The organism is Spirulina sp. CCNP1310 (genome assembly GCF_034932185.1).
GTDB lineage: Bacteria > Cyanobacteriota > Cyanobacteriia > Cyanobacteriales > Spirulinaceae > Spirulina.
Genome location: NZ_JAYGHW010000065.1, coordinates 104414 through 127454 on the forward strand (window position 1 = coordinate 104414; position 23041 = coordinate 127454).

Below are 23041 nucleotides of genomic sequence, written 5' to 3' on the forward strand. Positions count from 1 at the left end.
GCGACGAAGCCGCTAACATCATAACCTTGAATCTTGCCAGTTTTAAAAATTGGGGGGCGATTGGATCAGGTTTTGGGAGAGAAGGGGGGGCGATCGCCAAATATTCCCCGGCCGATCCGAATCATCGTTGCCCCCGCTGCTATGGCCAAAGGATAATCCCCAGACATCCCCATGGAAAGCTCTGTCATGGTCAAAGCGGGGCTGAATTGATTGTGAATTTGGGCGGCGGTGGTTTGGGTGGCTTGAAAAGCTTGGCGGATTTCCTCACTGGTTAAACCGAGGGGCAAAATTGTCATCAATCCTTGAATGTTGAGGTGCTGACATTGGGCCAAAGCTGGTAAATCTGCCCCCAGGGACTCTAGGGGCCAGCCGTATTTATCGGGATCGGGGCAGGGTTTAACTTGGAGGAGAATTTTTGGGGATTTTCCCAATTGAGCAGTGAGACGATCTAAGCGTTGGGCGAGGGCGAGGTGGTCGCAGGTGTGAATCCAATCAAAGTGGGTGAGGGCTTTTTTGGCTTTGTTGCTTTGGAGATGGCCGATGAAGTGCCATTGGATATCGGTGAGATCGGCGAGGTCGGCTTGTTTGGCGATCGCCTCTTGGATCCGGCTTTCCCCAAAATCCCGCACCCCTTCCCCATAGGCAGCCCGGATCGCAGCGGCGGGAAAGGTTTTGCTCACGGCTAAGAGCCGCACCCCATCGGGAATGGTGGCCCGGATGGCGGCCAAGTTTTCCGCGATTGTCGTCATTTCACCCCCCCTGATTGACCGAATTGATTCATTGGAACGTGCGCTTATAAATCACGTTCAATTCTTGATGCTCCTCAGTGGCGTTGATGCGGCGCAGTTTCCGGAGGCGATTTTCCACCAAGAGCCGCGCATCGGAGCGACCGAGGGGTTCAAAGCTTAACCCATGGGAGGCCTGGGCAACGACAAAGAAAAGGCGTTGAGCGTAGAGGGTCGTATAAAGTTCTTGATTATTCTCAATGGGACAAACCTTGAAAAGAAGGCCAAACGTTGGGTGGTTCAGATAAGTTTCGTTGGTTTTCATTGGTTTGACCCAAAAAATTCTCTAAGCAGGATCAGGGCTAACGTGTTCAGAATGGTGTTGCTGAATACCGATAGGACAGGATTAATATCGGCCTTGACCGACCATAATATCCTGATTTGTCCCCTCCTTAACTTCTGCCCCTGTTCTAATTGCTGGTTAAGATGGCGAAGCTCCGAGGATTTTCAGGGATCCTCAGAGCCGCTCCGGGCATCCGGATTTTTCCCCACAACGAGGGCAGGGCATCCTCGACCTATCCCCAGGGGATCGCGTTAACTCAGCACGCCAATGGGGCATTCTATGCCTGTTCCCCCAAGGCCGCAGTACCCATTGGGATTTTTGGCCAGGTATTGCTGGTGATAGTCTTCGGCATAGTAGAAGGGGGGCGCATCAAGGATTTCTGTGGTGATATCCCCATAGTTGGCTTGGTGGATGACCGCTTGATAGGCTTGTTTCGAGGCGATCGCCCCCTCCCGTTGCCCATCAGAATAGACGTAAATCCCAGAGCGGTATTGCGTGCCGGTATCATTGCCTTGGCGCATCCCTTGGGTGGGGTTGTGGCTTTCCCAAAACACCTTGAGGAGTTGTTCATAGCTAATCACAGTGGGATCATAAACCACCAAGACCACCTCATTATGGCCCGTCATCCCCGTACAAACTTCTTGATAGGTGGGGTTGGGGGTACTCCCCGCTGCATAACCAACAGCGGTGGAATAAACCCCCTTCAGTTGCCAAAATTTCCGCTCGGCCCCCCAAAAACACCCCAAGCCAAACAGGGCTAATTCCATCCCCTCAGGGAAGGGGGCTTGTAATGAATTGCCATTGACGTAGTGTTTGGCCGGGACGGGGATTGCCGTTGACCGTCCCGGCAGTGCTTCCTCAGGGGAGGGGATCGTTAATTTTTTACCAAAACCAAATAAGCCCATAACCATCATCCTGAACAGTGTTCTGTATTTCCCTACTCTAGCGGAGGAATGGGGTGGATTGGGGCGGGGCTAACCTCAAGGGAGCGGAGGGCGATCCCGATCACCCCCCATTGGGATCATCTGTCAAAATTCATTGACATTGCGATCCCCACCCTGCCGATCCTCTCGTTGATCGGGGGCAATTTCGATGGGATTGATCCCCTTGGCCCCTTGACCATCTTGAGGGAAATTCCGTAGATAGTAGAGCAAAGCTATCCTTCTCGTTTGCTAAGAGAGCGATCGCTTTCTTCCCATTTGTGGTAGAAACCCGATTTACAGAAGTAACAATGGCCCAACAACGCCAACCCCTCGAAGAATTGACACTGCGGCAACTTCGTAAAGTTGCCAGTGACTATAACATTTCTCGATATAGTCGAATGCGCAAATCGCAGCTTCTCACTGCGATTCAAGCCATTGAAATGGAACAAACTCTTCCTTCTTCTCATAACCTGATCGCGAGCCAACCAACCGAGGAAAAAACAGCAGTGGAAGCATCAAAATTTGAAGTCGGCCAACGAGACCTAATCGAAGCAAGTTTAGCTTCTGTGGATGAAAATCTACCCGACTTACCCAGTGGATACGGCGAAAGTTGTATCGTCCTCATGCCCCGCGATCCCCAATGGTGTTATGCCTATTGGGACATTACCAATGAGCAAAAAGAAACGCTCCGTCGTCAAGGGGGGCAACAGTTAGCCCTGCGGATCTACGATGTCACCAACATCAATCTGGCGGAGCAAAACCCCCACAATACCCAAGAATATCCCTGCGACGAGCTAGCCCGGGATTGGTACATTCCGATCCCGATTAGCGATCGCGAATACCGCGTTGAGATTGGCTACCGCTGCATGGATGGCCGCTGGCTCACCCTGGCCCGTTCCGGCGTGGTGCGCGTACCCCCCGTCTACCCCTCTGATTGGATTGAAGACCGCTTTATGACCGTGGAATGGGATCAAAATCTCGTCGGTCAATCCATCCACCACTTCGATCAAATCGGGGGCGAAAGTATTGAAGATGAAATCCGTCGTCGGATGCGGGAATTGGAAGAAGTAGCCGCCACGAAACGCCAAGCCGGTTCAGTGTTCTACGGTGAAGATTCCCTCAGTTCCTATGTTTTCCCCTCAGGTATGGGCAAATGGGCATCTGGTTCAGGAATGTCCGGTGTTGGAATGTCTGGGGCGGGAATGTCCGGCGCGGCGATCTCTGGCGCAGGGATGTCTGGGGCCGGCTTAACGATGTCTGGAGCGGGAGTATCAGGAGCGGGAATGTCCGGGGCCGGCTTAACGATGTCCGGTGCAGGGGTTTCCGGTGCAGGAATGTCGGGCATGGGGATGACCGCCTCCGGCATGGGGGGCGAGATGTCCGGGGCTGGCTTTGGCGTTTCCGGCATGGGCATGATGTCCGGCTTTGGTATGGGCGAAACCCTCGTTTCCGGCATGGGCATGATGTCCGGCATGGGCATGATGTCGGGCTTTGGTATGGGTGAAACCCTTGTTTCCGGCATGGGCATGATGTCCGGCATGGGCATGATGTCGGGCTTCGGTATGGGTGAAACCCTCGTTTCCGGCATGGGCATGATGTCCGGAGCCGGATTAACGATGTCAGGCATGGGTCTAACGGCTTCTGGTATGGGCATGATGTCCGGTGCTGGTTTAACTGCTTCTGGGATGGGTTTAACCGCTTCCGGGATGGGGATGATGTCCGGGATGGGGATGATGTCCGGCGCGGGTTTAACGATGTCCGGCATGGGTTTAACCGCCTCTGGCATGGGTCTAACTGCTTCTGGGATGGGCTTAACTGCTTCCGGCGTGGGGATGATGTCCGGGATGGGGATGATGTCCGGTGTGGGCATGGTTTCCGGGATGGGGATGATGTCTGGTGCGGGCTTAACCGCCTCTGGCATGGGCTTAACCGCCTCTGGCATGGGCTTAACCGCCTCTGGCATGGGGATGATGTCCGGGGCTGGGATGATGTCCGGCATGGGTATGATGTCTGGTGCGGGTTTAACCATGTCCGGCATGGGCTTAACGGCCTCTGGCATGGGTTTAACGATGTCCGGAGCCGGATTAACGATGTCCGGCATGGGTCTAACTGCTTCCGGGATGGGGATGATGTCTGGGGCTGGGATGATGTCCGGCATGGGCATGATGTCCGGGGCCGGAATGAGCAGCTTAACGATGTCCGGGATGGGAATGTCCGGCGTGGGCTTCTCTGCCTCTGCCCCCCCGATTCGCCCCCGTAAATTCTGGCTGGTGGCGGATGCGGAACTGATTATCTATGGGGCAACGGAACCTGATGCTACCGTCACCATTGGCGGTCGCCCGATTAAGCTCAATGAAGATGGTACATTCCGCTTCCAAATGTCGTTCCAGGATGGGGAATTGGATTATCCGATTATGGCGATCGCCTCCGATGGGGAGCAAACCCGCGCCATCCACATGAAGTTTGAGCGCGGCACACCGTCGCGCCACACCAACACGAAGGAAGAAGCCACCCTCGAATGGTTTGATGCCTAGATCCCCCCTGCCCCCCTTAAAAAGGGGGGTGAAGAAAAAACCCCCTTTTTAAGCTTTTTAAGGGGGGTGAAGAAAAAACCCCCTTTTTAAGCTTTTTAAGGGGGGTGAAGAAAAAACCCCCTTTTTAAGCTTTTTAAGGGGGGTGAAGAAAAAACCCCCTTTTTAAGGGGGTCGGCGTAGCCGGGGGGATCCTCAGGATTAAAACGAAGCAGAATAGCGGCAAAAAAGAGGGGGCCTTCAGGCCCCCTGTTGTGGGATGGATGATGCCGGGGTAGGAAAGTCTGCCCCGGATTTTTTGAAGTTTAGATTGCCAATTGCAGCGCGGGTTCATCGGCCGGAATACCCCGGTCAATTTCTTGAACATCGACCTTCTGGGCTTGAAGCGCGTTACGCAGGACTTCCGCTGCGACTTTGGGCTTGCCTGCACCACAGAAGAAAAAGTCAGCGGCAAAATAGCCATATTCGGGCCAGGTGTGAATTGCAATGTGAGACTCAGCTAGGGTCGCCGTTGCAGTCACGCCGTGGGGACTAAACTGGTGTACACACAGGTCGATCAAGGTTGCTTCGCCTGCATCAATGGCATCAATCAACGCCCGGCGAATGCGTTCCGGGTCGTTCAGCAGCGTTGCGGGTGCTTGCCATGCCTCAACAACCAGATGGGTTCCCACTTTTTTCATTCTTCTCTTTTGACTCCACAAAGCGTGTGCATCTTCCTATTTTAATCCCCCCAGTGAACAGATGCTGCTTTTTTCCCTTTTTTGATCCAAAAAGGGGGAGAAATACCTAGGTAGAAGGAAGGACGAAAGATTTTTCGCCCCTACCTATCCAGGCGGTAGAGCCGTCAAAACCCATTGCCATAGCACCCAGAGGATCGCTTATCCGCCTAAAATGGCGGCTTCATTGAGGGGTGTGCCGGTGCAGATAGCCAAACTTAGGTTTGCGCCGATAAAATTTGCGCCTTTGACGGCGGCATGGCTGAGGTTTGCGCCGGTTAATTGGGCGAACAGTAGGCCAGTTTTGGCTAAGATCGCCCCGTGGAGATTGGCTTCAGTGAGGTCAGCGCTCAGGAGGTTGGCGCTGGTGAGGTTAGCCCGTTGAAGTTGGGTTTGACGGAGCGTTGCCCCATGGAGATCAGCGCCGATTAGTTGCGCCCCTCGCAGATTGGCTCCATCCAGTTGAGCATTGCTGAGGTTTGCCCCTTCGAGGATCGCCCCTTGGAGGTTCGCGCTTGTTAAATCTGCCCCCCGCAGATCCGCATAACTGAGGTTTGCGCCCCGTAGATTAGCGCCGGGGAGTTGGGCATGGTTGAAGTAGCTGCGAATGGCGATCGCCCCTTGGAAATTCCCCCCTGGACTCTTGAGGTGGGTGGCCATAATTTGCACCAATACCGTCTGGCTAAAATCTGCACCGGGAAGATCAGCACGGGTTAAAGTCGCTCCGGTGAGGTCGGCCCCATGGAAGCGGGGGCGATCGCCCACCAAATCCAGACCCCGACTATTAATCAACGTGGCATGGTTAAAACAGGCTTGGGAGACTTCCGCCCCTCCCCAAGCCAAACCACTGAGGTTTGCCCGCGTCCAATCTGATTGCGCTAAACGGCTATGACTAAGGTTTAAACCAATCCCTAGACATTGATTGGCCTTCACCCCTTGCAAGTCTGCCCATTGCAGATTCACCTCCAGGAGTTGAGCCTGTTCGAGGGTGGCTTTAGGGAGGGTTGCCCCTTGGAGAATGCTGTGGTTGAGAATGCTGTGGTTGAGGCTGGCCTTGGGCAGGGTCAACTGCTCGAACTGGCGATCGCCATTGCGATACTGGGCTAAAAACTCAGAAACAGATTGCGGACTAGGGCTGGGTTGCATAAAAATTTTTTAATGGTAAACAGATGATCAAACGGGTTAGATTTGATCCAGGGGTAGGCATTGAGGCTCAAAGTGCTGTAGCGATCGCCACAAACGTGCAATCTTGAAAAGGCCACTACAACAGAGCTAATAGCCAACCCCAGATACTGTACCAATCGGGCTTAGGGATTAAAAATACGAGTTCAACGGTTGCGTCTGGGGGCGCAACAGGGACACTTGGCTCTACCTCACGGCTCGGCATACAAAAATTAGGATTAAGAAGGGTGGGGAAAGTAACACGCTCTTTGTACTCTAAAGATAATCTGTCTCTGTTCTGGAATGCAACAGTGGGGGAGGAGGGAGGAGGGAGGAGGGAGGAGGGAGGAGTGAGTTCTAAAACTTCCATCTGTTCCCCGTTCCCCGTTCCCTGTTCCCCGTTCCCTGTTCCCTACCCTCTCTCCTCTACCCTATGAATTACCCAACCTCCACCACCGCCCAAACCTTGGGTGATTGGGCCTATGTGGCGATCGCCACCCATTTCGACACGGTTTGCACCCATGAACCGGAAGTCCTCAAGGGCAAAGACCCGGAGGCGGTTCACCAAATGCGAGTGGGAATGCGTCGTCTCCGCTCTGCTCTTGCGGGTTTTGCCCCTGCCTTGGATCTCCCTCCAGTGATCCAGGGCCGCAGAATTGGGAAAGTGGCTCGAATTTTAGGCCGGCTCCGGGATCTCGATGTATTGAGCGAAACCCTGTTTAACCATTATGCCCTGGCGATTCCGCCCCAAGAGCAAAAATGTTTAGAGGCGATCGCCTCTGTCACCCGCAAACAACATAAACAGCGCCTTAAATCCGTCCGCCGCGCCCTCACCCACAAAGGCCATTATCAAACCCTCCACACCGCCTTTAACCAATGGCTGGCCACCCCTAGCTATTACCCCATCGCTAACGCTCCCATTGCTTTAGTCTTAGCGGATTTACTCGCCCCCCAAGTGAGTAAATTCCTCCTCCATCCAGGGTTTTTTCTCTCTCCTGAAGCTGCTTTAGCTGAAATTGAAGTTCTCCATGATCTGCGCAAACTAGGGAAAGAAACCCGTTATCAACTAGAGTTATTTGCCTCGTTTTATGGTGAGCCTTACCATACCCATTTGAAACAGATTAAAAAAATTCAATCAGTGTTAGGAGATTTACAGGATAGCTATGTGTTGGAGGAGTTTTTACAGTACCAATTGAAACAACCCCTAGGGGAAGTATTGCCGGACGTGATGGCCCAATTAGAGAGCGATCGCACCAAATCCCTCACCGCTTGGCACAGTCTCCAGCACATTTACAATTCCCCTCAATCCCGCCACGAACTCCATCAAGCGGTACAATTCCCCCTCACCGGAGCCTAGGGCGAAAAATTTTTCGCCCCTACAGTTTTGATATTATTACGATCAACCCATGTCTATCCCTCCTCCCCCCCCTGATCACATCGGCTGGCCCTGGACAGCAGAGCCACCGCCCTTAACCCCGTTGCCCCGCTATCCGAAAATTACGGTAGTGACCCCGAGTTTTAATCAAGGGCAATATTTAGAAGCCCTGATCCGCTCGGTATTGCTGCAAAGCTATCCCAATTGTGAACTCTTGGTCTTTGATGGGGGGAGTGGCGATCGCACCCTCGAAATTTTACAAAAATACGACGGTTTAATCCAATGGGTGAGCCAAAAAGATCGCGGTCAATCCGATGCCGTTAATCAGGGGTTAGACCAAGCCACGGGGGAATTGGTGGGTTGGCAAAATTCTGATGATCTTTACGGCCCCCATGCCTTCTATTTTGCTGCCCAAGCCTGGCTCAACCAGCCCGAAAGTGATGTGATCTATGGCAAAATTGATCACATCAATGAAGCGGGAGATTATTTATTTGCCTATCCCGTTCAACCGGCAACGGTGGCCAATATGATCCCCTATTCCGCTGTCACCAATCACAGCATTTTTCTCAGCCAAACTGTAATTCAAGCCCAGGAACGGCTGGATTTGAACTATCACCATTGTATGGATCAAGAGTTTATTTTACGCTTGCTCCTCAAGGGATACAAATTCACATTTGAGCCGAATATTCTCGCCTATTGGCGATTACATGATCAAAGCAAATCGAGCCAACAGATGGAAACCTGGGCGCGGGAGGCCTTTCGGCTCTGTGAACGGGTTTATGGCGATGCTCAGATCGAGGCGGCCATTCGCGAGCAGGCTCAAGATTGCCTCTATAGTTTATGTCGGGATAGTTTTGCCAAAGGGCGGATGGCGGTATTTCAGGAGCAAATTGGGGCGCTGCGATCGCACTTTGGCCCCCTGCCTTGGGAATTGCGGTTTAAGGCTGCCTTTGCCCGTTTACCGGGGGCGAAGGTGATCATTGATGCCAAGGCGAAATGGAGGTAAACAGATGGTGAATTGGGGGTATCGGGCGGCCCGGTGGAAGGGCGAGGGGATGCGGTGGTGGTATGGGCGGCGCTTGGCCCAAATCAGCCAGCGGCCCCTCAATGGGGGGCCAAGGTTTGCCGCGTCGGTCTATGCCCTCTCCTGTGGGCGGGATTTACCGGAACAGGTGGCCAGCGTGCGATCGCTCCTCCAATCTGTTGGCGTACCGGATCGCTATGTGATTGTTTCCGATGGCAGCCATCGGTTAGCGGAGATTGAACTGCTGCGGCGGATTCACCCCTGTATTAGCGTCGTTCCCTTGGCAGAATTTGCCGATCCAGCCCTACCGCCCGCCGTGGCAGACTATGCCGCCCTCAATCCCATGGGCAAAAAGTTAACAATGATCCTCTCCATCCCCATCGACGGGCCGACGATCTACAGTGATTCCGATATTTTCTTTTTTCCCGGCGGGCCATCACTCCCGGAACTGTTGACCGCCAATCCGGGGCAATCCTACTATCTCCCCGATGCCGATCCCGCCTTTGATCAGCGCATTTTGCAGGGAATCCCCCCACAGGAACCGATCAATGGCGGCTTTATCATCTTTGGCCATCCCCCCGACTGGTCGGAAGCCATGGCCCGCTTCCTCGCCCTCGATGCCCCCCCCAACTACTTCACCGAACAAACGATGATGCACCTAACGCTCCATCGGGATGGGGCCAAACCGTTACCTTTAGATCGCTATGTGATGGCGCGGGATGATGAATTTCAGTGGGGCGATCGCTACGCTGGGGCCGGGATTGTGTTACGCCATTATGTTACGCCAGTACGGTATAAGTTTTGGGGGAATTGGGGGTATTTGTAAGGGAATGGGGAACAGTTGAAAGTTTAGATCTCACTTCCCACTTCCCACTTCCCACTTCCCACTTCTCCCTCCTCTTTCCTATATCCTACGAGCCAAGTCCGTTGAGTGAAAACTATGGTACTGATTAATTATCCCTATCCCTCCCAACGACGGGTTGTTCTCGGTAATCGCGGGGCGGTGGCGACGAGCCAAGCCCTGGCCAGTTTGGCGGGGATGGAAATGCTACAGGCGGGAGGGAATGCGGTGGATGCGGCCATTGCGATGGCGATCGCCCTCACCGTCGTTGAACCCACATCAAACGGTTTGGGTTCAGATGCCTTTGCCTTGGTGTGGGATGGGACAAAACTCCATGGTTTAAACGGTTCCGGGCGGAGTCCGGCGGGGATGGAGCGGGATAAATACAATGCAGAAATTCCCCAATTTGGTTGGCCCAGCGTCACCGTACCGGGGGCGGTTTCGGCTTGGTGGGGGTTGTGGGAACGGTGGGGATCGTTGCCTTGGGCGCAACTGTTTGGGCCAGCGATCCACTATGCCACAGCGGGTTTCCCCGTTTCCCCCGTCACCGCTTTAGCCTGGCAACGGGAGGCCCATCGCTTTGCAGCGGTGCAGGGGCGGGAGTATGAAGCATTTAAGGGGGTCTTTTTTCCGGGCGATCGCGCTCCCCATGCCGGGGAAACTTGGTGCAGTCCGGGCCATGGCGCAACGCTGAAAACTTTAGCCGATGAGGGGGGCGCAAGTTTCTACGGGGGGAGCATTGCCGAACAGATCGCCCGCTTTTCTGCCGAAACCGGCGGTTGGTTGACCCTTGGGGATTTAGCGGCCCATCGGGCGGATTGGGTGGAGCCGTTAAAGCTGGCCTATCGGGATGTGGAGGTGTGGGAAATGCCCCCCAATGGTCAGGGGCTGGCGGCGTTGATGGCGTTGAATGTTTTGGCGGGTTTTGATCTGGCGGCGCAGCCGAGGGATAGTGTGATCTCCTTCCATCGACAAATTGAGGCGATGAAGTTAGCCTTTGCCGATGCCAGCGCCTATATCAGCGATCCGGCAACAATGCCCATCCCCCCGGAGGCGTTCCTGACAGCCGATTATGGGGCGCAACGGCGGCGGCTGGTGGGCGATCGCGCTCTCCCCCTAGCTAATCCCGGCATCCCCAAGGGGGGAACGGTGTATCTTTGCGCAGCGGATCAGCGGTTGATGGTGTCGTTTATTCAATCCAACTTTATCAATTTTGGCAGCGGGGTCTTGGTTCCCGGAACGGGGATCGCGCTGCAAAACCGGGCTTGGGGGTTTAATCTCATTCCCGGCCATCCCAATGAGTTAGCCCCCCATAAGCGGCCGTTCCATACGATCATTCCGGCTTTTCTAACGCGGGGGGGTCAGCCCTTGGGGCCCTTTGGCGTGATGGGGGCGCAGATGCAGCCTCAGGGTCATGTGCAGATGGTGGTGAATACGACGGATTACGGCATGAATCCCCAAGCGGCGTTAGATGCCCCCCGCTGGCGGTTTTTGCGGGATAATTTGGTGATGTTGGAGCCGGGGGTGGAGGAAAGTATTGTGGCGGGTTTAACGGAGCGGGGCCATCGGGTGACGGTTTCCCCGGCCATCCATGAGTTTGGCAAGGGACAAATGATTTTGAACCAAGGGGGGACGTTTTGGGCGGGGACGGAGCCGAGGGCCGATGGGGGGGCGATCGCCCGGTAAAATGAATCACTGTGGGGGCGAAAGATTTTTGTGCCTCTGGTAGGCTTACGCCAACGCCCCTAAATTCCACTATTTCAATCAGTCATGGTACAAGCGCCCACACAACCGGAAACACTGTTATTGGAGCTACCGCTAGATTTGCAGCTTTCTGTCAGTTTGGCACAGTTTGCGGTTTTGGCTGCGAGCAATCGAGAATTACAACTGGAAAGAACGGCCAAAGGGGAGTTAGTTGTGAATCCACCGACAGGATGGGAAACGGGAAAGCGCAATTTTGCACTCATTGGCCAGTTGTATCGTTGGCATGAGGAGTATCAACAGGGAGAAGCCTTCGATTCTTCAGCAGGTTTTACTTTACCCAATGGTGCAATTCGTTCGCCGGATGTTTGTTGGGTGAGTCCAGGGCGTTGGGGTGCGCTGACGGCGGAGCAGCGGGGAACGTTTCCGCAGGTTTGCCCGGATTTTGTGGTGGAGTTGCGATCGCCCTCGGATCGTTTGCCATTGGTGCAAGCCAAGATGCGCGAATATGTGGAGAATGGGGCGCAGTTGGGTTGGTTGATTGATCCACAAAATCGGGTTGTGGAAATTTATCGGGTGGGTTTGGCGGTGGAGGTTTTAGCAAATCCGGCTGAGTTGTCTGGGGAGGGGGTGTTACCCGGTTTTGTATTGGATTTGGGGCGGGTGTGAGGTTAGTGGGGGAATGGAGGTGGGGCGATGAGATGAAATGCAATTAATCAAATAGTGTAAGAGTGTAAGAGTGTAGGGTAGGCAGTGTCTATCTTACTACGCCTATAAATTCTACGACCGGATTCCATATGACTTGGTAATTCATCTGTGCTCTACCTGTCTCAGCATTATGATTCGCCGATCTTCTCTAAATGAACCGTCTAAACGTTTATGAGAAACTTGTGTGTACAATCCGTCTAAATGATGAAAACCCAAGTTTTGATATAGTAATTGCGCTTGATTATTACTATCTGATGTGCGTAAGAACACATTTTTAGAATTTAGTTCAACTAGGCAAGTTTTGAGTAAGTGTCTTGCTACCCCTCTCCTCCGTTTATCTTTCTTAACGCCTAAATCATCTAAATACCAGGTATTCTCAGAAGTTGAATCGAAATTTTTTTTGAAATACTCATAGCAATTATGAGAAATATTTTTATAATTGCTAAAATCAATTATTTCAAAATTAAGCCAATTTTCATTGAACGGAACAGCCATACAAAAAGCAATGAGTTCTCTCTCCAAGTAAGCAAAGAGAACAAGCGAATTCTTGATTTCACTCTCAAAATAAGAATAAAACATTGAAATAACATCATCATTACTGAAATATTCTTCATAAGGCTGATCTGCAAAAATATCCTGATAAAGTTTAATTAATCCACATGAGAATGCTTTATCTAAATCTTGCAAGGTATTTGCCCGAACTATTGTATAATCTGTCTCTTTTTTCATAAATTAACCTCTAATTTACTAACAAATAACAGAGGTAAAAGTGATTTTCTGGATCAGTCCAAAAGTTACTTAGTTTGAATCCGGTTCCCTCTGATAAATTTTTGATTTCTCGCATACTAAATTTATATGAATTTTCAGTATAAATACTTTCTCCCTCTGAGAAACTAAATGGTTGACCTGAAATAATTACAATTTGCTCCGCTAAACTGACTAAATGCATCTCAATTCTACTTTTGGAGAGATTGAAAAAAGCATAATGAGCAAATTTGTTCGTATCAAAATCAGCCTCTAATTCTTTATTTATACGAGTTAAAAGATTCACATTAAAAGCCGCAGTTACACCTTTTGCATCATTGTAGGCAGCATGAAGGATTTGCGGATCTTTTTTCATATCAAACCCAATTAGCATTCCTCCACCTGAACCTACGATCGCTGCCGATCTCTTCAAAAGTTGTACTGCTTGCTCCGGTTCTAAGTTGCCTATGGTAGTACCAGGGAAGAAGATAACTTTCTTGTTAAGAGAGGAGTGATCATAATCAGGAACTAGCATTTCTGTCGTATAGTCAGCACAAACTGCTAGTACTTCTAGATCTGGATACTTATCTGCAATCGTCTTGGATGCAGATAGCATATGCTCTCTTGAAATATCAATTGGCATATAAGCCAAAGGTTTCATCAGTGAATCCAGAAGGAGACAAATTTTTTGACTACTTCCACTGCCGTACTCGATGACGAGAGAGTTTTCTCCAATTTGATCAGCAATATCCGAGCAATGTTGCTGCAAGATGCTAAATTCAGTTCGTGTCGGGTAGTACTCTTCTAACTCACAGATTTGATCAAAAATCTTGGAGCCATAGTCATCATAGAAAAATTTTGGCGGGATTTGTTTCTGTTGCTTGCTTAAGCCTGCTAAGACTTCATCTCGAAAATTGCTGATCTTGGGTTGCAAGTCATAGAAACTAAAGTTATTCATAATGTTAAGCTGCCTGAGCTAAAATAGATTGTTTCCAAATTCTTGTTTGCAGAAATATTCATTTTTTTCTACTTTTGTAAATAATTAAGATAGTTCATTTTTTTAATACAATATATACTTTTGCCTTGAATATTAAACTAACAATTCCAGATGTATTCTTGGAAATACTATAAAGACTCTTTAGTGAAGAAAGAAATTCTTGATAAATCTCCCCTTCCGAAGAAACAATAGAACTACTTTTGGTGTATCCAATCAGACCATCAAAATTTATTTGGTGACAATAACTGAATTCGTATTGATGACTCAGAACAAAAAGAGAACTATCTATAATTGGGTTAATATCACCAAATCTTTCTTTAATTAACTCACGGTTTGCGATCTGATTTACTAATGAAGTATAAGTGGAAGTAAAGTCATCATTCTTATCAAAATCTGACCATACAATAGCTAATTTTCCAGAGGATTTTAAAATACGGTGAAACTCCAAAACACTTTTAATAGGATTAAACCAATGAAAAGATTGAAAACAAACAACCAAATCTAATAAATGAGCAGGTAAAGCAATTTTTTCAGCAGGGTTATTATAAAATTCAACCAATGGATGAGATTTTGCAGCCTGTATCATAGCTTCATTAGGTTCGATCGCGTAAACTTTTACTCCTCGTTCAGCTAATAAATGGGAACCAATACCAGTACCTGCACCAATGTCGGCGGCAAGAATATCTGATGGTTCACCAAGACCTTCTAAAATTGCATCAATAACTGATGCTGGATAGCTAGGACGATTTTTAGCATAATCATCCGCGCAACTTGAATACCTTTTAGTAAAATCTTTTGTCATAATTCATCTCCTGAAAAAAATCTTGTTTTTTGTTGTCATCTGGAGTCAAGGAAAGACTCCAGGTAGCTTTTTGAACTAAACCAAAGACAATTAATTCTGAATTTCTTGAGCTAATTTTTCTATGGGTACTTTGATTTACTCTCCTGTTTTAAGCACTTTCAAAATACACTCTCGATTTGCTAGTTCATCAGAACCAATGCTTTTAGAGTGGAAACTAGATGTTCAACTTGAATACGTTGTTGTTCTCCATCTTCCATATTTCGGATCAGAGCCGTATTGTTCTCGAACTCTTCTTGCCCAATAATCATGACAAATGGAATACCTTTCTTGTTGGCATACTTCATCTGTGCCGCAAGCTTTTTGTCTTCCAGATACACCTCAGTATTGATGCCAGCATTCCGTAAAAGTCCACCAATTCTCAGATAATCTTGCTGTCTATCCGTTTCGAGAGACATGACTAGAACTGATGCAACAGTTGGTTTTGATGGTTGAATAATTCCAAGTTCAAAAAGTTTGGGTAGCAGCCTCGTCAAACCAATTGAGATGCCTACACCTGGATACTTTTTACTAGCGAAATTAGCAGCCAGATTGTCATATCTGCCACCACTACATATACTGCCAATGCCCGCGTGACCAGTAAGCCGTGTCTCGTATATTGTGCCAGTGTAGTAATCTAAACCACGCACCATTGACAAATCGATACCGTAGTAGTCACTTGGAACTCCCAAGTTACCAATACCTTCAAGGACAGTGATGAGTTCGTTCAAACCAGTTGCAAATTCTCCTTCAATATTCAAGAATTTGAGGTAGTCTACCAATTCATCGCTAGAGGCTTTCTTTGAGAAGAACTCTAGGATGGACTCGATAGCAGTAGCATTCAAGTCAGCTTTGGTTAAATCCTCGGTGACTTGGGCAACTCCAACTTTCTCCAAAGCATCAACAATACCAATAACGGTTGACACCTCTGTTTCATCAACACCAACATGAGTTAAAAAACCTTGTAAGATTTTTCTATTGTTGATCCTAATTTGAAAATGTCCAATGTTCAACTCCTTAAATATCTGGTAGATAATGAAGGGCATTTCAGCATCGTTTAACAGGGATAGTTTTTCTTCCCCAATAACATCAATATCACATTGGTAAAACTGCCTGTAGCGACCTGCTTGAGCGCGTTCACCACGCCACACGGGTTGAATTTGATAGCGTCGAAATGGAAACGCAAGATCGTTAGCGTGTTCTGCCACGTACCGAGCAAGGGGAACGGTGAGATCAAAGTGAAGGGCTAAATCTGTAGCATCATCTCCTTCTTCGGCTTTTAGCCTGCGTAATCCATACACTTCCTTGCTAATGTTGCCTTTGGCAGTCGATAAGGTTTCGATACGTTCGACTGCTGGTGTTTCGATAGGTACAGCACCAGCCCGTTCAAATCCTTTCTTGATGACATCAATCACTTGATTGAATGTGATCTGTTCTCCAGGCAAAAATTCAGGAAATCCAGAAATAGCCATTAGTTCGATTCTCCATTGCTTGGCTGTATTGGTTGAATTCTGGGATCAAAGTAGTCATCTAAAGCCAGCTTTTCGATGAGAAACTGGGATGCTTCTTGACCTGTATATATACGATTCATTGGCATACATACATTTCTCACATGGGGTTTAGCCCACAGATGTGGAAGTTGTTCTGCTGTGCCACCCGTCCCGTAGATAGCAACAATATACTTGGGCATTTCATTATTTTTGATTAGCGATTCATTGATTTTTTGGATGTGAGCACACTCTGTTAACGTCCCTGCGCTGCCACCAATCACAATCATTCCGTCAATGAGAGATGTCCAAGTAGCACCTTCATCCCCCCATCTGGCTTCTCCAATCATGGGATCTACGCAAATCGACAAATCTAATAGAGATGACCCTAAAGCGTATTTCTTCCCTTTACGCGGAAATACGCCAATGGTTTTAAACCCATATTCTTTTGCTTTTCGGGTCGCTAATTCTGGAATGCCGCCTTCGGTACCTCCCGTTAAGATGGCAACCCTATATCCTCGCAATAGCTTGAGTGCATCAGATATCAATCGTTCATGAAATGTATTGCGAAAGGCTATGTATTTTAACTGCAAGTCATCATCTTCTGGGACTCCTTGCAATCTATCATCAGCACCACCAGAGAAGCCGATGACCTTATGAATACCATGCGACTGCATGAATGATGCTACTTGTGATGCGTAGTTCTCCCTTCCGAGGATCTCAACTAACATTGAGAACCTCCACACGAAAAACCGTAGTATTTGTTACAAAATTAAATTGTTTCCAAGTCTGTTGCAGCTTTGTCATTAAACCTCAATTGTTAGCTTGAGTCGTATCACTATTTGCTCTGGGGCATGACTACATTTTTGGGCAGATTGACCAAAACCATGTAATAATTCTTTACGTTAGAATCATAATCCTCAAAGGTTCGCAAGCTCATGATAAGCCAGCTTCCCAGAACAGCCAAGACGGGGAAAGGCGGAAAATAGCGGGACTTTTCTTGAGAAATTGTGAATTAGGCGGATTTTAGCGGATAATGGCGGTGGCCCTTTGTGAGGTTAGCGAGTTGCCATGGATTGGGAGATCGTCTTGAAGTCTCTTGATGAGCTTGTTTTTCAACATACTGGTAAGCACTTGAATAATTTGCAAAGTAGTATCCTTAAAGGAGTTCTCAGCGGTCAGAAGTATGCTGATATCGCCAAAAAGTACAGATGTACCGCAGGTCATGTAAAGGATGAAGGCTACGAACTTTGGCATATTTTGTCAGCAGCATTAGGTCAAGATCTTAACAAATCAAATTTTTGTGCAACGATTGAACGGTTGGGGTATGTCAATTCTCAATATCAAATCATTGGGAATCCTATTCAAATTGGACATCTCAGTCTTTGTGCCAGTTCTGAGCCATTAGATCCCAATATTGAAACGACTTCAACAAGCCCAAAAAGTACTGTAACCCCTGAGCAACAAAACACGATTACTAAATTATTGGATTTTGGTTTAAACCCTCAACAGATCGCGGATGTACTTAACCTTCAAGTAGAGCAAATTCAGAATTTTGCAGAAAATCCTAAATAATCGAATCTGCTTCATCAGATTGTGCGAAGTTCTGGTGTGGGGGCGAAAGATTTTTGTGCCTCCGGTAGGCTTACGCCAACGCCCCTACGTCGATCAACAGGATAACCGGATTGCGGATTATGTGCGCCCCTTAGCGCTTTTTTTTCGTATCTTTAGGCGACTGCTCACTCCGCTGTTGCGCCCGATCTTCCTCATCAAAGATCAAAGCTTCTGCTTCTTGAGCACGATAACTACTCACATTTTTAGCCAGAGAAGAAAACACTGCTGCTGTTCCCTGAGCATCTTTATCAAAACTCATCGCCGCCGGAGCACGAAAACCATAATCCATGGCATCGTTGAGGGCCGTTAAATCAGCACTTAAAAAGACAAACTGCCATTTTTCTTTCTCCTGTTTCTCCGCCAACAATTGCATCACCTGGGCCTTCGTAAACTCCCGGCTGCTATTCTCCTGACCATCGGTAATAATCACAAACACGACTTGATCCGGCTTTTCCCCTGCGGGCATTGTGGCTAAACGATGGCCTAGGTCAATAATGCCCCGACCGATGGCATCGAGCAACGGCGTTGAAGCTCGCGGCACATAGGTTGCTTGGCTTAATGCTGTCACTTGGTCAATGGGGGCAAATTGATGAATCACCTCGTAGGGGTCTTGGCTATCAAACTGTACCAGGGTTAACGTTGCCCGGCTGGTTTCTTGCTGCTGACTGGCTAAAAATTGATTAAACCCACCAATCACGTCGTCCTGGATTGTTTCCATGGAACCGGTACGATCCAAAATGATTGAAATATGCGTGTACGTTTCCGGCATGATTCCTCCTGAGGGCGATCGCCTCTAATTCTCCCAATTCTAGCCAAAATTTCCCGGTTATCGGGGCAAAACCTTTTTCACCCTCAATGCGGCTCTCCTAGCATTGGCGCGATCGCGCAATTTGCCAACTGAGGAAAATCACCGGAATCATCCCCACCAATAAAATCGCCAAGGCCGGGGCCGCTGCTTCAATCAACCGCTCATCGGAGGCATACTGATAGACCCGCACCGCCAACGTGTCAAAGTTAAAGGGGCGAATCACTAACGTTGCCGGCAATTCCTTCATCACATCGACAAAAATCAGCATTGCTGCCGTCAGTAACCCACTTTGCAATAGGGGAACATGAACCTTTGCCAACGTCGAAAGGGGACTATGGCCCAGGCTGCGGGCCGCCTCATCGAGGTTGGGCTGAATTTTACCCAAGCTCGATTCCACCGTATGGAAGGAGACGGCGAGGAATCGCACCAAATAGGCAAAAATGAGGGCGGTGATTGTACCACTGAGGAGCAGGCCGGTGGAGATGTTAAAGTGCGATCGCATCCAACTATCAATGGCATTGTCCACCTGGCCCATGGGGATCAACGTCCCCACCGCAATCACCGACCCCGGCACGGCGTAACCCATGGCCGCCAACCGCACCGATACCGTCATCCCCCAACTTTGGCGCAACCGCTGCCCATAGGCCATCACAAGGGCTAAAACGACCCCCAACAGGGCGGTAATCGCCGACAGAATAAAGCTATGGGTGGAGAGTTGCCAAAAGGCGACATTGACGCTGCGCTCCCAATGGGCGATCGCCATTTGCATCAATAACCCTAAGGGTAAGAGACAACCCAACAGCACCGGCAACCCACAAAACAGGAAGGCCCCCGCCGCCCTTCCCCCTTTTAAAACGTAGGGCTGAAAGGGTTTAGCATGGCCGGCGGTTTGGTAATACTTCGCTTTGCGCCGTGACCACCGCTCCACCACAATCAACACCAAAATAAACAACAACAACACCGCTGCCAATTGAGCCGCCGCATCCCGTTCCCCCATCCCCAACCAGGTGCGATAGATCCCCGTTGTGAAGGTGCTGATCCCGAAAAATTCCACCGTCCCGAAATCGTTGAGGGTTTCCATCAGGGCCAGGGCTAGCCCCGCAGCAATGGAGGGACGGGCCAGGGGCAACGCCACCCGCCAGAAGCTCCGCCAGGGGTTACAGCCGAGGGAACGACTGGCTTCGAGGGTACAGGTGCATTGCTCTAAAAAGGCGACGCGGGCGAGGAGGTAAACGTAGGGATAGAGGACGAGGACAAAAAGGGCGATCGCCCCCCCCATGGAGCGCACGGGCGGAAACCAATAGTCCTGCATACTGCCCCAACCGAATTGCGTCCGCAGCCAAGTTTGGATCGGCCCGTAATATTCCAGCAGTTCTGTATAGACATAGGCGAGGAGATAGGAGGGGGCCGCCAAGGGGAGGAGCAGCAACCATTCTAAATTGCGACTACCGGGAAAACGGCACATGGTCACAAGCCAAGCGGTTCCTGTCCCCAGGATTAACACACCCATGCCCACCCCCACCATCAGGATCAGGGAGTGAGTGATATAATCCTGCAAAACTGTGGCAACAAGATGCTGCCAGATCTCGCCGGAGTCTTGGAAGATACGGCTCAGGACGGCGAGAACAGGGAGGGAGATGATCAGGGCGATCGCCCCCACGGTTAACGTCCAACTACTATTTAGCCCAGTGCGGGAAATGAGGTGAGCAATGAAATCCATTGCTCTATGGGTGGGTCGGGAAAAGGAAAAACTAGACAAGGGCGGCCTACGCTCCAGGGGCTTCCGATAACTTTAAGGCAAATTAATGCAAATGACTTGCAATAATTTCTTTAGAATCATACTATAAATCCTCTGTGCTGCATTGGCCCCGCTCTAAATTTCTTAACGGGATTGGCTCCTGCTCATCATCTTTGACTGCTCTATGGCTGCACCCACCCTGGCAATTTCCAAACTCACCAAACAGTTTGCCAATACCCTTCAACCGGCAGTGCGAGAGGTTTCCCTCGAACTGTACGACGGGGATATTTTGACGCTGTTGGGGCCTTCAGGTTGTGGCAAAACGACATTGCTGCGCTTGATTGCCGGGTTTGAAGATCCGGATGGGGGGGCGATTGCCATTAATGGCCAAACCGTCAGCGGTGGGGGGCAGAATATCCCCCCGGAGCAGCGGGGGGTGGGGATGGTGTTTCAGGATTATGCGCTGTTTCCCCATTTAACGGTGGCGGAAAATATCGCCTTTGGTTTACAAAGTGGCGGCAAACTGACGGCAACGACGAAGGAGCGCATTGGCCAAGTGTTGCACCTCGTTGGGTTGGAGGGCTTGGGCCGCCGTTACCCCTACCAACTCTCCGGCGGCCAACAGCAGCGGGTGGCCCTGGCCCGCGCCTTAGCCCCCCGGCCCGCCCTCGTTTTACTGGATGAACCCCTGAGCAATTTAGATGTGCAGGTGCGATCGCACCTCCGCCAAGAACTGCGCCACATCCTCAAAGCCGCAGGCACATCGGCGGTTTTCGTCACCCATGACCAAGAGGAAGCCCTCGCCATTTCCGATTGGGTGGGGGTGATGCAGGGGGGGCAATTGGAGCAGTTAGACCGCCCCGAAACGGTGTATTACGAGCCGCGATCGCGGTTTGTGGCGGAATTTGTCACCCAGGGCAATTTGATCCCCGCCCGACAGGAGGGAGATTTTTGGGTGACAGAATTGGGAGCCTTTAGCCTCGATAGCCCCTGGGATCGCCCCGATGCGGATTTAATGATTCGCCAAGAACAAATTCAACTGTTGCCTGATCCTGAAGGCTTAGGGGTGGTGAGCGATCGCCAATTCCTCGGTCGCGAACAAGCCTATCAAGTCCAACTCCCTAGCGGTACTACCCTCAAAGTCCGCACCATCACCCATCACCCCCTCGCGATCGGCACAAGGGTCGCGATCAAGATCGACCCCTTCGGTCTGCAACGCTTCCCCCCACCGGAAAAATAGTCCATTGTTTCAGACTGCGGCCTTGAGTCCGCCCCGGATCATTTAGTATATTAGTATGCTCGCAATCCAGGGAGGCGAATGATGGCACGGCGTAAATCAACGGTGAATTTTGTGGCAGTGAGTGATACCCAACAACCGGCGGATCAGCAGGAAGGGATTCTCGTCACGGTGGAGGGGCGGGGGGGAGATACGCCCCAAAATCGTGCCAAAGCCTTGGAATTAATTAATCAAATGTGGGAAGAGGGGGAAATTGCCGATGATCAGTTTCCCGATGGGGTGGCGTTGGCTAATTTGGTCTATGTGCCAGACAGTGACATTGAAGCCGATCCCGAACCGGAAACCCTCGCCCCCATTGTCCAAGGCGCACAGGAAATTATCCAGTTAACCCGCTTGCAAATTGAAGCCCAGGAAGCCGCCGAAGAAGCCGCCCCCTATATTCCGATTATTGAGGTGGTGCTCGATCGCAGTCGCCCCCTGAGTCCCGAAGAAAAAGAGTTAGCCAAAGAGCGGAAATATGGCAAAGTGATTGAGCGGATGGGGCTAGCCATTGCCACCCAGGAAGACTACCAAGCCCAATGTAGCGGCCATGGTCGGTTGATTTTGAATGCGATCGCCTGGCAACAGCAGCAATCCCAGCTCGCCCCTGATTCATCAAAGGATCACAAACTTTTAGAATAGACAAGAGATCCTCTTCTTGGGGTTGCCCTTCATGACCGCTCCCGATTACCGTCCCGTTCTCCAAAAATTTCCCCGCGTTCCCTTTGAACGGCGGTTCTATGCCTTTGCCCTCGATTTTTGTACCGTTTGGCTTGGTAGCAGTTTTGTGGGAACCGGCGCGGTACAAGGGTTTGTGTTCGTTTCCCTCTGGTTGGTGTTGCGGGTTGTGGTGGTGGATCGCAATGCCGGGCAAAGCTTGGGGATGTGGTGCATGGATATTAAGGTGATGGGGCTGCGGTTTCGCCGCGTGCCGGATGTCTACACTTTGGGCAAACGGGAGTTAACCCTGGGGATTGAGGCGGGTTTGGCGATGACCGGGTTAAACCTCTTTTTCCTCAACCCCTTTACCACCCTGTTGCTCATTTCCCCCGTCGTCATTGATTGCGCCCTCGCCTATACCGATGAGCAATTTAACCAAGCCATTCATGATCGCCTCTTCGATACGGTGATGATTCAAACCAAGCGGGGCTATTCCCTGGATGTGCGCATTGGCCGTTTAGTTGCACAAGTCCGGCAACGTATGCAAAAATAGTAAGCTGTGTCTTTATTCAGGATGGAGGGGCAACCTCACCACTATGGCAAGCAAGAAAGGCGTTAGAATCATCATCACTCTGGAATGTACCGAGTGCCGCACGAACCCGGATAAGCGCTCTCCCGGCGTTTCCCGCTATACGACGATGAAAAACCGCCGGAACACGACCGGCCGCATGGAAATCAAAAAATTCTGCACCCATTGCAATAAGCATACGGTGCATAAAGAAACCAAATAGCATTTTTTTCGCTTTTGATGGGGCGATCGCGCCCTTAAAT

General features: G+C 50.1%; 23 protein-coding genes and 2 pseudogenes. 12 read left to right on the forward strand and 13 right to left on the reverse strand.

From position 1 onward, the window contains the following. Positions 1-65: 65 nt before the first annotated feature. The 4 genes from VB712_RS11315 to VB712_RS11330 form a co-directional block, all read right to left on the reverse strand. Positions 66-749: a YggS family pyridoxal phosphate-dependent enzyme gene (locus VB712_RS11315; RefSeq protein WP_323254706.1), complete on the reverse strand. Its 684-nt coding sequence runs from the start codon at positions 747-749 to the stop codon at positions 66-68. A gap of 28 nt (positions 750-777) precedes the next feature. Continuing rightward, the gene (gene pipX, locus VB712_RS11320; RefSeq protein WP_323254708.1) at positions 778-1050 is read right to left on the reverse strand and encodes a transcriptional coactivator PipX; all 273 of its coding nucleotides are present in this window, start codon (positions 1048-1050) and stop codon (positions 778-780) included. Positions 1051-1319: 269 nt separating this feature from the next. Then, positions 1320-1973: a peptide-methionine (S)-S-oxide reductase MsrA gene (gene msrA, locus VB712_RS11325; RefSeq protein WP_323254710.1), complete on the reverse strand. Its 654-nt coding sequence runs from the start codon at positions 1971-1973 to the stop codon at positions 1320-1322. 123 nt (positions 1974-2096) lie between these two features. After that, the gene (locus tag VB712_RS11330) at positions 2097-2222 is read right to left on the reverse strand and encodes a hypothetical protein (RefSeq protein ID WP_323254712.1); all 126 of its coding nucleotides are present in this window, start codon (positions 2220-2222) and stop codon (positions 2097-2099) included. Positions 2223-2299: 77 nt separating this feature from the next. Between VB712_RS11330 and VB712_RS20485 the strand changes: the two are divergent. Together VB712_RS20485 and VB712_RS20490 are read left to right on the forward strand one after the other, a co-directional pair. Beyond that, a pseudogene (locus VB712_RS20485) lies at positions 2300-3211 on the forward strand (DUF4912 domain-containing protein); the annotation flags it as partial. 963 nt (positions 3212-4174) lie between these two features. After that, positions 4175-4525, forward strand: a pseudogene (locus tag VB712_RS20490) (Rho termination protein); the annotation flags it as partial. A gap of 302 nt (positions 4526-4827) precedes the next feature. Here VB712_RS20490 and speD read toward each other — a convergent pair. Then, a complete protein-coding gene (gene speD, locus VB712_RS11340; RefSeq protein ID WP_323254716.1) occupies positions 4828-5202 on the reverse strand; it encodes an adenosylmethionine decarboxylase in 375 nt (124 codons plus the stop codon). 198 nt (positions 5203-5400) lie between these two features. Then, positions 5401-6384 (reverse strand): pentapeptide repeat-containing protein, encoded by a 984-nt coding sequence (locus VB712_RS11345; protein ID WP_323254719.1) that lies wholly within the window; start codon positions 6382-6384, stop codon positions 5401-5403. Positions 6385-6832: 448 nt separating this feature from the next. Between VB712_RS11345 and VB712_RS11350 the strand changes: the two genes are divergently transcribed. The 5 genes from VB712_RS11350 to VB712_RS11370 all read left to right on the forward strand — a co-directional run bounded on the left by VB712_RS11350 (position 6833) and on the right by VB712_RS11370 (position 12009). Further along, positions 6833-7756 carry a CHAD domain-containing protein gene (locus tag VB712_RS11350; protein WP_323254721.1) on the forward strand — a complete coding sequence of 308 codons (924 nt, stop codon included), beginning with the start codon at positions 6833-6835 and terminating at the stop codon, positions 7754-7756. 49 nt (positions 7757-7805) lie between these two features. Then, positions 7806-8780, forward strand: coding sequence for a glycosyltransferase family 2 protein (locus VB712_RS11355; RefSeq protein WP_323254723.1), 975 nt, complete (start codon positions 7806-7808; stop codon positions 8778-8780). 4 nt (positions 8781-8784) lie between these two features. Continuing rightward, entirely contained in the window at positions 8785-9624 is an 840-nt protein-coding gene (locus VB712_RS11360) for a hypothetical protein (protein WP_323254725.1), read from the forward strand. Positions 9625-9738: 114 nt separating this feature from the next. Beyond that, positions 9739-11325: a gamma-glutamyltransferase family protein gene (locus VB712_RS11365; RefSeq protein WP_323254727.1), complete on the forward strand. Its 1587-nt coding sequence runs from the start codon at positions 9739-9741 to the stop codon at positions 11323-11325. An 84-nt stretch (positions 11326-11409) separates the two neighbouring features. Then, positions 11410-12009, forward strand: a complete 600-nt coding sequence (locus tag VB712_RS11370) for a Uma2 family endonuclease (protein WP_323254729.1) — start codon at positions 11410-11412, stop codon at positions 12007-12009. A 141-nt stretch (positions 12010-12150) separates the two neighbouring features. Here the strand turns inward: VB712_RS11370 and VB712_RS11375 are convergent, their stop codons facing one another. From VB712_RS11375 to VB712_RS11395, 5 genes are all read right to left on the reverse strand, one after another. Then, complete coding sequence (locus VB712_RS11375) at positions 12151-12777, reverse strand: GNAT family N-acetyltransferase (protein ID WP_323254731.1); 627 nt, start codon at positions 12775-12777, stop codon at positions 12151-12153. 10 nt (positions 12778-12787) lie between these two features. Beyond that, positions 12788-13750: an L-histidine N(alpha)-methyltransferase gene (egtD, locus tag VB712_RS11380; protein WP_323254733.1), complete on the reverse strand. Its 963-nt coding sequence runs from the start codon at positions 13748-13750 to the stop codon at positions 12788-12790. 94 nt (positions 13751-13844) lie between these two features. Next, on the reverse strand, positions 13845-14591 hold the full coding sequence (locus tag VB712_RS11385) for a class I SAM-dependent methyltransferase (RefSeq protein WP_323254735.1): 747 nt from the start codon (positions 14589-14591) through the stop codon (positions 13845-13847). 179 nt (positions 14592-14770) lie between these two features. Further along, complete coding sequence (gene hisS / locus VB712_RS11390) at positions 14771-16099, reverse strand: histidine--tRNA ligase (protein WP_323254737.1); 1329 nt, start codon at positions 16097-16099, stop codon at positions 14771-14773. Next, the gene (locus VB712_RS11395; RefSeq protein WP_323254739.1) at positions 16099-16845 is read right to left on the reverse strand and encodes a hypothetical protein; all 747 of its coding nucleotides are present in this window, start codon (positions 16843-16845) and stop codon (positions 16099-16101) included. The genes hisS and VB712_RS11395 overlap by 1 nt, the downstream gene beginning before the upstream one ends. 340 nt (positions 16846-17185) lie before the next feature. Here VB712_RS11395 and VB712_RS11400 point away from each other — a divergent pair, with 340 nt between their 5' ends. Further along, complete coding sequence (locus VB712_RS11400; protein ID WP_323254741.1) at positions 17186-17689, forward strand: hypothetical protein; 504 nt, start codon at positions 17186-17188, stop codon at positions 17687-17689. A 130-nt stretch (positions 17690-17819) separates the two neighbouring features. Here the strand turns inward: VB712_RS11400 and VB712_RS11405 are convergent, their stop codons facing one another. Together VB712_RS11405 and VB712_RS11410 are read right to left on the reverse strand one after the other, a co-directional pair. Next, the gene (locus tag VB712_RS11405) at positions 17820-18446 is read right to left on the reverse strand and encodes a hypothetical protein (protein ID WP_323254742.1); all 627 of its coding nucleotides are present in this window, start codon (positions 18444-18446) and stop codon (positions 17820-17822) included. Between the two features lie 148 nt (positions 18447-18594). Continuing rightward, positions 18595-20256, reverse strand: coding sequence for an iron ABC transporter permease (locus VB712_RS11410; protein ID WP_323254744.1), 1662 nt, complete (start codon positions 20254-20256; stop codon positions 18595-18597). A 202-nt stretch (positions 20257-20458) separates the two neighbouring features. On the opposite strand from VB712_RS11410, the gene VB712_RS11415 reads away from it, so the two are divergent. The 4 genes from VB712_RS11415 to rpmG all read left to right on the forward strand — a co-directional run bounded on the left by VB712_RS11415 (position 20459) and on the right by rpmG (position 23001). Continuing rightward, the gene (locus tag VB712_RS11415) at positions 20459-21514 is read left to right on the forward strand and encodes an ABC transporter ATP-binding protein (protein WP_323254746.1); all 1056 of its coding nucleotides are present in this window, start codon (positions 20459-20461) and stop codon (positions 21512-21514) included. A gap of 81 nt (positions 21515-21595) precedes the next feature. Then, positions 21596-22192 carry a hypothetical protein gene (locus tag VB712_RS11420; RefSeq protein ID WP_323254748.1) on the forward strand — a complete coding sequence of 199 codons (597 nt, stop codon included), beginning with the start codon at positions 21596-21598 and terminating at the stop codon, positions 22190-22192. 31 nt (positions 22193-22223) lie between these two features. Continuing rightward, on the forward strand, positions 22224-22763 hold the full coding sequence (locus tag VB712_RS11425) for an RDD family protein (protein WP_323254750.1): 540 nt from the start codon (positions 22224-22226) through the stop codon (positions 22761-22763). Between the two features lie 43 nt (positions 22764-22806). Continuing rightward, on the forward strand, positions 22807-23001 hold the full coding sequence (rpmG, locus tag VB712_RS11430; protein WP_323254752.1) for a 50S ribosomal protein L33: 195 nt from the start codon (positions 22807-22809) through the stop codon (positions 22999-23001). Positions 23002-23041: the final 40 nt, after the last annotated feature.